At 53.7% G+C, this 12,107-nt stretch carries 12 protein-coding genes and 1 pseudogene; 2 read left to right on the top strand and 11 right to left on the bottom strand.

What is annotated here, in order from left to right; translation table 11 throughout:
* Positions 1-12: 12 nt before the first annotated feature.
* Positions 13-789 (bottom strand): SDR family NAD(P)-dependent oxidoreductase, encoded by a 777-nt coding sequence (locus tag OGY09_RS08335; protein ID WP_032945417.1) that lies wholly within the window; start codon positions 787-789, stop codon positions 13-15.
* A gap of 146 nt (positions 790-935) precedes the next feature.
* Here OGY09_RS08335 and OGY09_RS08340 point away from each other — a divergent pair, with 146 nt between their 5' ends.
* Together OGY09_RS08340 and OGY09_RS08345 are read left to right on the top strand one after the other, a co-directional pair.
* A complete protein-coding gene (locus OGY09_RS08340) occupies positions 936-1,880 on the top strand; it encodes a LysR substrate-binding domain-containing protein (protein ID WP_008786506.1) in 945 nt (314 codons plus the stop codon).
* Positions 1,881-1,905: 25 nt separating this feature from the next.
* Positions 1,906-2,808: a carboxylate/amino acid/amine transporter gene (locus OGY09_RS08345; protein ID WP_003827166.1), complete on the top strand. Its 903-nt coding sequence runs from the start codon at positions 1,906-1,908 to the stop codon at positions 2,806-2,808.
* Between the two features lie 28 nt (positions 2,809-2,836).
* On the opposite strand, the gene nlpA is transcribed toward OGY09_RS08345, so the two are convergent.
* The 10 genes and pseudogenes from nlpA to OGY09_RS08395 all read right to left on the bottom strand — a co-directional run bounded on the left by nlpA (position 2,837) and on the right by OGY09_RS08395 (position 12,030).
* Entirely contained in the window at positions 2,837-3,655 is an 819-nt protein-coding gene (gene nlpA / locus OGY09_RS08350; protein WP_032945419.1) for a lipoprotein NlpA, read from the bottom strand.
* A 123-nt stretch (positions 3,656-3,778) separates the two neighbouring features.
* Positions 3,779-4,105: pseudogene (locus OGY09_RS08355) on the bottom strand (Rpn/YhgA-type helix-turn-helix domain-containing protein); the annotation flags it as partial.
* A 100-nt stretch (positions 4,106-4,205) separates the two neighbouring features.
* On the bottom strand, positions 4,206-4,949 hold the full coding sequence (gene dagF, locus OGY09_RS08360) for a 2-dehydro-3-deoxy-phosphogluconate aldolase (protein ID WP_032945420.1): 744 nt from the start codon (positions 4,947-4,949) through the stop codon (positions 4,206-4,208).
* The gene (gene dgaE, locus OGY09_RS08365; protein WP_032945421.1) at positions 4,936-6,045 is read right to left on the bottom strand and encodes a D-glucosaminate-6-phosphate ammonia lyase; all 1,110 of its coding nucleotides are present in this window, start codon (positions 6,043-6,045) and stop codon (positions 4,936-4,938) included. The genes dagF and dgaE overlap by 14 nt, the downstream gene beginning before the upstream one ends.
* 3 nt (positions 6,046-6,048) lie before the next feature.
* Complete coding sequence (locus tag OGY09_RS08370) at positions 6,049-6,909, bottom strand: PTS system mannose/fructose/sorbose family transporter subunit IID (RefSeq protein ID WP_005121522.1); 861 nt, start codon at positions 6,907-6,909, stop codon at positions 6,049-6,051.
* Positions 6,906-7,655: a PTS mannose/fructose/sorbose/N-acetylgalactosamine transporter subunit IIC gene (locus tag OGY09_RS08375; protein ID WP_003023960.1), complete on the bottom strand. Its 750-nt coding sequence runs from the start codon at positions 7,653-7,655 to the stop codon at positions 6,906-6,908. The genes OGY09_RS08370 and OGY09_RS08375 overlap by 4 nt, the downstream gene beginning before the upstream one ends.
* 25 nt (positions 7,656-7,680) lie before the next feature.
* Positions 7,681-8,166 (bottom strand): PTS sugar transporter subunit IIB, encoded by a 486-nt coding sequence (locus OGY09_RS08380; protein ID WP_003023959.1) that lies wholly within the window; start codon positions 8,164-8,166, stop codon positions 7,681-7,683.
* A gap of 12 nt (positions 8,167-8,178) precedes the next feature.
* Positions 8,179-8,604: a PTS sugar transporter subunit IIA gene (locus OGY09_RS08385; RefSeq protein WP_032945423.1), complete on the bottom strand. Its 426-nt coding sequence runs from the start codon at positions 8,602-8,604 to the stop codon at positions 8,179-8,181.
* A gap of 120 nt (positions 8,605-8,724) precedes the next feature.
* On the bottom strand, positions 8,725-11,523 hold the full coding sequence (dagR, locus tag OGY09_RS08390; protein ID WP_032945425.1) for a transcriptional regulator DagR: 2,799 nt from the start codon (positions 11,521-11,523) through the stop codon (positions 8,725-8,727).
* A gap of 90 nt (positions 11,524-11,613) precedes the next feature.
* Positions 11,614-12,030 carry a GNAT family N-acetyltransferase gene (locus OGY09_RS08395; protein WP_032945427.1) on the bottom strand — a complete coding sequence of 139 codons (417 nt, stop codon included), beginning with the start codon at positions 12,028-12,030 and terminating at the stop codon, positions 11,614-11,616.
* Positions 12,031-12,107 lie beyond the last annotated feature (77 nt).

Consider the following 12,107-nt stretch of genomic DNA (forward strand, 5'->3'; position numbering starts at 1 on the left):
GGGGGCTTTACATCAGCCATTGCGTCCGGCCATAACACCGCCATCCACATCCCAGATGGCGCCAGTTACCCATTGCGCTTTGTCTGACAACAGGAACGCGACGGATTCAGCCACATCACGCGGCGTACCAACCCGACCAATCGGATGGAAGCTGTCAAAGCTACTCATCACACCTTGTACGTCTTCTTTCGGGATAAATCCTTCGTAGATAGGTGTATGCACGACTGCTGGCGAAACGGCATTGACGCGGATCCCATTCGCCCCCAGCTCGATGGCCAGATTTTTAGTTAATGCATGCAGGCCCGCTTTTGCCATTGAGTACGCTGAAGAAGGTGTTGCGCCAATTGCTTGTTGCGCCCACATCGAACCAATATTCACGATGGCACCCTGGATGTTAGCCGCCACCATATTACGCACGACATCGCGGGTGATAAAAAACGTCGCGCGGTTGAGGCTCATGTACAGTTCATAATCTTCAACTTCATGATCAGTGAAAGGTTTTGGGAAGAAAACCCCAGCTGCATTTACTAACAGGTTGATGTCTTTGTGCTCAGCATTCACCGTTGCCATCACCTGCTTAACGCCCGCTTCTGACATCAGATCCGCCACAATGACAGAGACGTCACCCAGTTCCGCCAACGCCTGACGGGCCTGTTCCGCTTTCTCGGCACGATTGCCAACCAGCACCACTCGACCACCACCCTGGAGGATCAGTTTTGCGGTTTCAAATCCGATACCACTGGTACCGCCCACCACTAACAGTTTTTTGCCGACAAATAATGTGTTCATCGTTAGCCTCGTTTCAAGTATTCGTTAATGCGCTAACAATGCCACTACCCTGAGGCGCTGACGAATGAGAAGAAATAGCGATCCGAGAAAGAAAATCTATCTCGATGGCATATACTGAAGATATTCACAAAACGGGAAATGACCTGATGCGCTCGCTTAATCGGCTTAAATGGTTACACGCTTTTGAGGCCACAGCCCGCCACGGCAGTTTTACTGGTGCGGCGCAGGAACTGGGGGTCACTCCGGCTGCCGTTGGGCAACTGGTTCGTGCGCTGGAAGACTGGGTTGGCCACCCGCTGCTGCATCGAACCCGTTCAGGTAAAGAGCGTCTCACGCTGGTCAGCGAAGCACAGGACGCGTTGCGCGAGATAACCCAGGGACTGGATAGTCTGGAATCCGGGCTGAACAAGTTACGCGGCCGACGGGCGCGCTCGGTGGTGATCATCACGGCCTCTCAGGTACTGGTGATGAACTGGCTGATGAGCCGCCTCAATCGTTTCTCACAAGCGCATGAAAACATAGAATTACGCTTGAACGTGACGGAAAAGCTGATGGATGTTGCTCATGGCGAAGCGGATCTGGGCGTACGTTGCGGTAAAGGCGACTGGCCTGGGGTAAATAAAACCTGGCTGATGGATGAAGAAGCGGTTCTGGTTTGTAGCCCACGTATTGTGCCAGTAGATAAAATATCCTGTGGAGAATGGTTGGCCGCACAGAAGCTTATCCATGATGACACTCCCCACCCCGGCGCCAATTTCCCGGGCTGGAATGATGTCCTGACCGCCACCCAGGCACCTGCCGTTCGCGACAGTGGATTGCACATCAACTCTACCTCTGCAGTGATTCTGGCGGCGCTCAGCGGTCAAGGTGTCGCCATTGTGCGTAGGGCATTGGTGCAGCAGCTACTGACAGACGGACAACTGGTTCAGCTTCATCCCAACACCCGCTGGCCTCTGGCATGGTCTTACTACATTGTTACGCCACAGCACGCGGTAATGCGCCCGGAGGTAAAAGTCTTTAATGACTGGCTGATTGCGGATGTGCTGGCAGAAATCGCAACCATCTCTGCTATGATGCCTGCACACAAATAAAACAAAACAACATGCCGAGGGAAAGATGAGTTCCACCAGAAGAGGGATGATGAACGTCCTGATTGCCGCCGTATTATGGGGAAGTTCAGGCGTTTGCGCGCAATACATCATGGAGCAAAGCCAGATGTCGTCGCAGTTTCTGACCATGACGCGCCTGATTTTCGCCGGGCTCATTCTGCTGATGCTCTCTTTCGTTCACGGCGACAAAGTGTTCTCCATTATCAAAAACCGCAAAGACGCCATCAGCCTGCTGATTTTTTCCGTGGTTGGGGCGCTCACCGTACAGCTAACCTTTCTGCTGACTATTGAAAAATCCAACGCCGCCACCGCGACGGTGCTGCAATTTTTGTCACCGACCATAATCGTGGCGTGGTTTTCCGTGGTGCGCAAAGCACGACCGGGGATTTTAGTGCTGACTGCGATCTTCACCTCGCTTATCGGCACCTTCTTGCTGGTCACCCACGGTAACCCGACGTCGCTGTCTATCTCACCTGCCGCGCTGTTCTGGGGAATTGCCTCGGCGTTTGCCGCCGCGTTCTACACCACCTACCCCTCAACGCTTATCGCGCGCTATGGCACGCTGCCGGTTGTCGGCTGGAGTATGTTAATCGGCGGGATGATCCTGCTGCCGTTTTATGCCGGACAGGGCACTAATTTCGTGGTGAATGGCAGTTTGATTCTGGCGTTTTTCTATCTGGTGGTCATCGGCACATCGCTGACGTTTAGCCTGTACCTGAAAGGCGCGCAGATGATTGGTGGACCGAAAGCGAGCATTTTAAGCTGCGCGGAACCGTTGAGCAGCGCATTGCTGTCCCTGCTGCTATTAGGTATTACCTTTACCCTGCCAGACTGGCTGGGCACGCTTTTGATCCTCTCTTCGGTAATACTTATCTCAATGGACTCACGTCGCCGCGCCAGAGCGGTTTAACACCAACCGGCGCGGCAAAAGGTCATGATTACCAGCCCGGAACCGCGCCACCGTTAAAGATAGTTTCTGCCGCCTTCGCCACTTCAGGTGACTGATAAGATTGCAGGAATTCTTTCACATTCTCGGCATCTTTATTGTCTTCTCGCGCCACCAGAATGTTCACATACGGTGAGTTTTTGTCTTCAATAAATACGCTGTCATGTACCGGGGAAAGCCCGGTTTGCTGGATGTAGGTGGTACTGATAATCGCCACATCCACTTTCTGATCGTCCAGCACACGCGGCAACTGCGCACCTTCCAGTTCCATAATTTTCAGATGCCGAGGATTATCAGTGATATCCAACGCTGTTGGCAGCAGGCCGGTATCCGCTTTCAGCGTAATTAACTTCTCTTTTTGCAGCAGCAACAGCGCCCGGCCCAGATTGGTTGGATCGTTAGGTATCGCAATCGTTGCACCGTCTTTTAGTTCAGCGACAGTTTTGATTTTCTTCGAATAACCAGCCATCGGGAACACAAAGGTATTGCCCACTGCGACCAGCTTATAGCCGTGTGCTTTATTATCTTGTTCAAGGAACGGGCGATGCTGGAAGACGTTGGCATCCAGCTCACCATGATTGGTGGCATCGTTGGGCAACAGAGAACCGCTAAAACCCACCAGTTCTACCTCCAGACCATATTTTTCTTTAGCGACTTTCTTCGCGACCTCCGCTACATCCTGCTCAGCACCGTTAATTACACCCACTTTGATATGCTTTGCATCACTGCTCTGTTGATCGCATCCTGCCAGCAATAATCCCGCCAGTAATACCGCCGCCCCTGCCCCGAAATAAGGTATCTTCAGCTTCACGTTTTATCCTTTTGCAATAACCGCCTGATGAGTAATGAAATGACTATAGCGGGAAGGCCGCTGCGGTTTAAAAAACGAAAAAGCATCAGCAAGAAGAAAAAAGCATAATGGGGCTAAGATAAATTAGTCGGAAGATACTGTTAGTTCATCAATTGCAAGCCCGGTAATAATTAGCACCAGTTCACGATCGATCCCCTTCTCAAGCATGGCATGGGCTATCCGCAACGCTTCGTCTTTTTTGCCCTCGCGTTTGCCTTCGAGTTTGCCCTCTAGCAACCCTGTCCTTCGCCCCGACTCACGTAAGCATTCTGCAATCGTCATTAATCTCTCCTTATGCTGGGGAACGCGCAGAGCAACCTCTCGAATAAACGCCTCAAAACGCGGTGCGCTGCCAGACTGCACCAGGTAATTAAATAGCGTTTCTACCTGACTGTCATTAGCGTGTCCTTTATATACGTTAAAATGCCCGATAGCGCTTACGCTGACCGGGCTGGTGACATGAGGTTATCTGTAGGCCGGATAAGCGAAGTGCCATCCGGCGATAGCAACATCACACCAGGGCTTTGACTATCTCCATCAGCCTGACGATATCTGCAGGCCGGGTATTACCGGTCTGTGGGTCGATAATCGAGCTATAAACATGCGGCATGACGCGCGGTACTCCCGCCTCCAGACAGGATTGCAGGATAACGCCGAAGTTATCGAGATCGATACCGCCGGTCGGTTCAATCAGCGTCATGCCGTTTCGTGCTGCAGTCGTCGCCAGTGCGTATAGCTCAGGCAGCGACTGTTCACCGCCCATTGGGAAGAACTTCGCCGCATGGGCTCCTGAATCCAACATCATACGGACCGCTGCCTCGCAGGAAACGCGGGCTGGCGTGCCCTGGCTGCTGCTGACGCCGGTCGAGATCAACACGTCCCCCGGCGTGCCAGTGGGACTGACTAACGCGTTGATATGGGTCTGTTCACCGCCCGTTGCCGCCAAGGCGCCTGCCGCAAACCCGCAACCGGTAAAGGTCTGGTTGACGTGTGCTGGATGTACCTGTGAGGCAATCATCGCCGCTTTGTAATACTGCGCCGGGTCACCGGCCCCCAACCCCACAGAAATCGACGGCACGTCGTTCATCCAACGTTTTACTTCCAGAACCCCTTCCTCAACCGAGGAAAACTGCGCCGAAAGAATGCCAATCACCGCGTGGCCTTCGGCAGCATCATAGATTTCCCGCGCATTGGCGATATCCTTCGCCAGCACGTTAATAGCCACTTTATTACGATAAAAATTAATGTGCTGCATGTTCTGCAATCTCCTTTAATCGGGCCACGATCAGCGCCATTTCCCCTTCTGCGACCGTACGCGGGTCAAGACTAAAGACGCCCTGATGAAGGTTGTAACGGCGAGCGTAGATCGCGATATCGCCCTCACGCAGGTGCGCTTCTACAGCGTAAGCATCCATTCCCAGCACCTGCGCATTCACCCCAATACGAATCCGCCAGATAGCGCGTCCGGCCTCATCCTGCTCGATATCCGCATCCAGTCCGCGAATCGCTGAAATCGCCTGCGCCACAGGGCGGAGCTCTTCGGCAGTGACTACGGTTTGTCCCTGATGGTAGTTTTCCAGGGCATACACCAACCCAACCATATTCTCTTTGCCGATTTTCATCGCCCGGGCAATCCCGTGGTGCTGCGCTTTACACGCGGCAATCCACTGTTTCTTCCCGGTGATAAATCCGGAGGTCGGCGCGTTAAAAGCTTTTGCCCCGCTGTAGACCACCATATCCGCCCCGCTCGCCACCCATGCGTGTAAATCCTCCTCGGCGGCAGCATCGACAATCAGCGGCAGGTTGTGAACCTGCGCGATCTGCACAAAATCCGCAATGCTCAACATCCCCTTCTGCACGCAGTGGTGCGATTTCACGTACAGCAGCGCGGCGGTGCTATCGGTAATCGCGCTCTCCAGCTGCCAGCGGGCCGCCAGATTACTTGAGCCAACCTCCACCACCCTCCCGCCGCCCAAACGGATGGCGCTGGTGATAGGCGCACCGTAGTCAACGTTATGCCCGCGCAGCATGACCACTTCATTGGCCATACCTGCGCTGTCCGGCATCAGCGAGACTCGCGCCTGGTCACCACGGGTAATGGCGGCGGCAACAGCGATAGCAATGCCCGCCGATGCACAGGAGGTGACATAGCTGTCTTCAGCCCCGGTGTAGCGGGAAACCAGTTCTCCAGTTCTGTCCACCAGCCGATCAATTTCAACAAAGGCTGAAGCAGCCCGCGCGGTGGCCTGCATTACTTGCGGCGCTACGCTGGAAACCCCCAGAATCGTCATCTTGCCGCAGGCGTTAATGACCTGTTTTAGCCCCAATTGTTGGTAGATATTCTGTGTCATGGCTTACAGCACTCCCAGCAGCGAACAGACCACGCTGAGCGCGACAATCGACAGTAAAATCGTGGTGTAACGCGGCCCTTTCTTCACCAGATAGAAATAGATGGCGAACACCGCCGCCAGCGGCAACAGGCCGGGGGCAATAGAGTCGAGGATTTGCTGGACCACCACTTCAGAGCCTTTCAGGGCGCTAAGTTTTAACGGCGTGGTGATCTTGACGTAGCTTGCAGAAAGCGCCCCCATCATGATCAAACCCAGCACGTTAGCGCCGTAGATAAGTTCCTTTATTCGCCCTCCCTGCAGCAGCCCAATTATCGAGTCACGCCCCAGCGTATAGCCTTTGTGAACCATGCCATAGCTGATTGCCAGCGTAATAGCAGGATAGAGAATTAACGGTACAATTCCGCCCATCGCGCTGCCATTCGCCGCAAACGGGATGAATATAGCAATTAACAGCGGCATCACGGCGGCCCAGATGATGGAGTCCCCCATCCCGGCCAGTGGTCCCATCAACCCGGTTTTAATCCCGGTAATTGAGGCGTCGCTGATCGGCTCGCCGCGGGTTTTCTGTTCCTCCATCGCAATGGAGATCCCCTGAATCACCGCCCCGAACGTCTGCTCCGAGTTGAAGAAGTTCAAATGGCGTTTCAGCGCTTCAACCTGCTCCTCTTTTTGCGGGTAGAGTTTTTTGATGATCGGCGTCATTGAGGCGCAGAAAATAAGGCTTTGCAAACGCTCATAGGAGCTGGAAACTTCCGCGCCTAGCCAGTAGATAAACCATGCTTTGGTGATGTCTGCTTTGGTCAACGTGCCGCTTTCACGCGCGCGCTCCACCAGTTCATGCTGCATTACATCGCTGCTCATCATGCTGCTCCTTCATTTTTCGCCAGACCTTTAATGAGGAAGGCCACACAGGTACCAAAGATTGCCATCGCCATGATGTCTACCTTCAGGTACAGCACCGCAAAGAAACCGCCGATAAACCATGGCAGCAGGCTCTTTTTACCGATCACCATAATGGTGATGGCGAAGCCCAGCGCCGGCAGAATGCCGCCCATAATTTCAAAGGAGTGCGTCAGCCAGTGCGGCATCAGCTTAAGGAAGCTTTCCACAACGTCCTGACCAAAATAGTTGGCGGCGAAGACCACCGGGAAACGCAATACCAGTCCGAGCAACGCCGGGTAGAGGAACGCACAGCGCATAATGCCCGCCATGTTTGCCGTTTCCGCATGCTTGTCGGCCATATGTACCCACGCCGCGTTTAGCGTGCGGCGCAACTGGTCGAGGAACACGCCGATAACGCCAAACGGGATCGCCAGTGCGATAGCCAGGTTCGGGTCCATTCCGGCCTTCACGGCGATAGGAATTGAAATGCAGGCAGCCAGCGCCGGATCCGACGGGACGTTGCCGCCTGGCGTGGAGGTCACGCCGAGATAAACCAGCTGCATACCTGCACCGATGATCATCGCCGTTTCCATGTTACCTAACAGCAGACCAACGAATACGGCAATCACCACTGGCTGTAGCAGCATGGCGGAGAAGGTGTAGCCAAGGCGTAATCGGGCAAACCAGTAATACAACCCCATCAGGCTTGCGAAGACTAAAGTATCCATAATTAAGTACCCTGTTATCAAAGAATTAGAATTTTTTCAGGATATCGTCCAGCGACTGCGGCTTATCTTCCGGGATAGTCTGGAAGAACACCTGAATCCCACGATTTTTCAGGTCGCTCAGAATGCCGACGTCTTTTTCATCCAGCGTAATGTTCTGGAATACCGCTTTGCGGTTTGGCCCACCGCCCAGCCCACCGACCTGAATGGTGGTGACATCAAAACCCAACTGGACCGCTTCCTGAACCGCCGCCAGAGAGGGGAAAAGCACCAGCACTTTGCCGTCACCAAGCTGGTTTTCTTTCCAGGCAGCCGCAAAACTTTGGTTACCGAAACAATCCACTTTGATGTTCGGCGGCGCGGCCATCAGGTAGATGTTTTTCATAAACGGATCGGCATCCAGCTCATCGCTGACCACTGCAATCCGGTTTGCCTGAGATTGCCCAACCCATTTGGTCACCACTTGTCCATGAATCAGACGGCTATCGATACGACATAAAACGATGTTTGCCATGATGTTTATTCCTTATTGTGATTGTTGTAATTGACGTACGTGGGCAACAACGTCCAGGCAGCTACTACGCCCGGCCTCGACCAGATCGGCCACGCAGGTGGTCAGTTGGCCATGCTCGCGTTTGTCGAGCGCCTCCAGTAACAAAGAGGCGTTGAGCCCTGAAATCACTGCCACCGGGTAATCGGCGCTCAGCCGTGCCGCCACGTTAGACGTGGTGCCGCCAATAAAATCGGTCAGGATCAGTGAGCCTTCCGGCATAGTTTTCACTACGGCTTCGACGCGCTGATAAAATTCGCCGAGCGTATCAACGGGCATTAGCGGAATTTCCGTCACGCCTTTGATTTCACCCATCACCATGCGCAGGCTGTTGCAAAGCTGTTGCCCCCAGCCGCCATGGGTCAGCAGCAGGATCTGGGGCAAGGATTCAGTGGTAGTCAAAATGGCCTCCTGGCTCGATTACATAGACATAGGTAAACAGAGCAAAGGCTGTGCCAGAATTTGTGTCACGCGGGGGAGTTATGGATGCCGACGGGGCGCAAAGCCCCGCAAGTCTTGGGATTAGCTATACAGCAGTTCGTAGATATAAAAATATTCCGCGTCCGATAAGCGAATGGCATAGGCCTCTTCGATCGGCAGGAAAGCAGATTTAATGACACTAAACGCACGAACATCCAGATCCGGCTTGTTCTCCAGCGCCATCTGTAACGGTTTGCGGTTAATCACGATACGCTCGACCATACAGCAGCAATGGATCAGGAAGCGCAGTGTCACCTGACGGCTCGGTTTGAGCGACAGCGCAGCGGTCAGATGATTCAGCACGCCTTCCATCTCTTTCAGAATACGCTGCGGGTTGAGCACCGAAATATGGTTAATGATGCTCTCCATAGTCAACGCGCTGATAAAGCGCATCGCGCTACGCTCCATCTCCAGTCGGCGTTCGCTGCTGGAGAGATCTGGCGTCAGCAGGCTGAGCACCAGCTCAGGGCCTTGCTCAGAGAACAACTCCTCGAGCGAGATAAACGGAATATCCGGCAGTCCTGGCTGGAAAGTACCCACTATGCCCGCCAGACGTTCACTGGCGTTAATCGCCTGCTGAACACGCTCCAGGCTGCGAACTTCGTTGTAATCGAGGATCACCATCCGTGTATCCTGCGACATCAACTCACCGAAGCTCTCTTCCAGCACCTTTTTGATTTTTTCTGCTGTTCCCATCCCGGTGATGCACGAAATGACCAGCACTTTACCGCTGTTTTCCTGCTGTGGCGTACAGAGCTGACAGGGAATATTTTTGCTCTGCATCAACGCCGCCAGTTGCGGCAAGTCGCTGGTTTCGTAGCTTAAATCCAGCCCAATCTCCAGCAGGCTGGTGAGCGTAATATTGGGCATCAACAGAACATCTATCTGGAATAATTTGCTGATCGTACTGCCAAAATGGACCAGCGAGCCAATATCCACCATCAGGATCAATCGGCGATACTGCCGGGTTTGGATCATCTGTGTCAGAGCTTCCAGCGTGTCATGCACTGACTGCTCGAAAGGCATATCGATAGCGCTGAACACCTCGCGCTCCAGCACGCGATTCACGTACTGCGCCTGGCTTGTGGCGGTCGTCGCGCCATGGGCAATCAAAATCACCCCGCAGTCAGGACTGGCGTCTATCCGTTGGCGGTAATGGCGACACTCTTTGAGGAACAGGCACAGCCAGACCACCTCCGTCGCCGGACACTGAATATGCAGCAGTTCATTGATTTTTCGGCATAACAGCGTGGCGTTTTCGTATTCATCTTTGCAGCGATCGAGGATCAGGCTGGAAGAATAAAGTTGCGGAATAAGGCCGCGCTGCACGTAGCCAATCAGCGCCAGAAAGTGTTTGCGCAGCGGGTTAACCAGATTTTCCGGCAGCGTAAAACCAAGCACCTGCTCAACGCAGCCGATCAGCAGCGTAACTCGCTCTTCAATCTGATCGCCATAGCGCGGGGGATGCGCCACACTATCGCGGCTGTAGAGACCATATTCAAAAATCGAGCTGAGTTTGTTTTTGAGGATTGCCAGCGTTTCAGCAGGTGGTACGTTGCTGTTACGCAGGTTGATATATTCCCGGGTCAGGAAGCTGTAAAAGAGATCGCTCTCTTCAATTTCAGCTCCGGTGGCCAGCGAATTTTTCAGTGCCGGCAACGTGCGGGCATCGATGCTCAGGTGCTCTTTGCCTTCGAACAGCGCTCCAACCAACAGACGTTGTTCCGGTGTGGCATTAAAGGGGATCTCGGTCAGACGTTTATCCAGCTGTAGCGTATCGCTGTGCTCCGTCATTCCCGAGGCCCAGGCCTGGGCGCAGAGAAACTGAATATCGCTCTTGAGCTGACCAATATTGCCTTCCAGCGGCTTGTTCAGCAGCCAGAGCAGCAGGGTACGGTCGATGCTTATCGTACGCTCGATTTTGCGGCTCTCACGCTGTAAGAAACCAACGATCAGCTCAACCTGCTCTTCCACCGAACGCTGGCGAATGCCGGGGAGATCGATACATACCTGAATACGTCGCTGGAAAGTGCGCAGCAACGCCGAACTTACCGGTTCGGTGGTCGCACATATCAGGCGAACCGAGATTGAACGCGCCACGGCGCTGGAACCCAGCGGCCGGTATTCACCTTTGTCGAGAATAGAGAACAGCTTTTCCTGACCTTCATACGGCAGACGATGCACTTCATCGAGCAGGAGATAGCCGCCATCAGCCTGTTCGACCAGACCGGGTTTATTCTCGTTTGCACCGGTAAACGCTCCCTGTCGATGACCAAACAGGTGCGATGAGAGCAGCTCCGGGTTATGCGCGTATTCCGCGCAGTTGAAATAGACCAGCGGTGGAGGTGTTCCCGGTGCACGTTCGCAGGCGAAACGGTGCATCAGTTCGGCAAAAAAGGTTTTACCCACGCCGGAGGGACCGGTCAGCAGAACATGTAGCCCGTGGGGATACAGCACCGCCGCGCGGCCTTTTTCCACCGCATCGCGCAGGCTGCGATCGTAACCAATCAGGCTGGAAAAGGGATCGTCTGTCGCCTGGTTTTCCTGAACAGGCAACAGGTCGGCAACGGTTTGCACTTCTCGCTCGGACTCATCCAGTTTGCGCCCCAGCAGCGTTTCAATCGCCTGACGATGCAGAAAGAATACCGGGCGCCCACGGCTTTTAATCGCCAGGCCGTCGTTCCAGAGCTGATTGAGATCTTTACTGACCGAGTTGCGCGCCAGCCCGAGGTTGAAGCCGATGGCCTCCGCCGTGAACGCCGTTTCCTGCGCCAGATGGGCAAGATTCAGTCCTCGCGTCAGCCGTTCCAGCTCTCCCAGTATTATCTCAATCCGTCTCATCTCTTTACCGCTTAAGAAATAAATGATTGTTCAGAACATACACTATTCTGCTGCGCAAGAAAGTGAGGCGGCATCCAGACCTTCCGGTCATCAAAACGTTTTCGACAAATAATGGCGCGCGGAACCGGTTTCCGGGAAGTTATCGAGGGTCATTTGCAGCTGATAGCCGTTTTTCTGATAAAACGGCAGCGCCTGGAAACTCATGGTATCCACCAGCGCATGCAGGCATCCTCTCTCACGCGCCGTCTGTTCTGCGGCCTGCATCAATTTTGTGCCGTAACCACCTTTACGCAGCGAGTCATGCATCCACAGAAAATCAATGCACAGCCATTCGCCTTTGATTTTGCCGATCAGCCCACCCAGAATGTCATTGCGCTCATCGCGCCAGTACACCGCCAGGTCGCCAAAATTGGTGGTTCTCAGAAACTGCCGATTGTAAGCGCGCAATCCGGCAAGCAGGGCATCTTGATCGTCTTCGGTAATCGTATCTGTAATCTGTATTTTCATCCTATCCTCCTGAAATAACTACAACTTCTGGCTGATTTATTTTTAGACATTAACACAGGGTGATGAGTGAGTCGTAT

This window comes from Citrobacter sp. Cpo071 (assembly GCF_030332765.1).
In the GTDB taxonomy this organism is placed as follows: Bacteria; Pseudomonadota; Gammaproteobacteria; order Enterobacterales; family Enterobacteriaceae; genus Citrobacter; species Citrobacter portucalensis.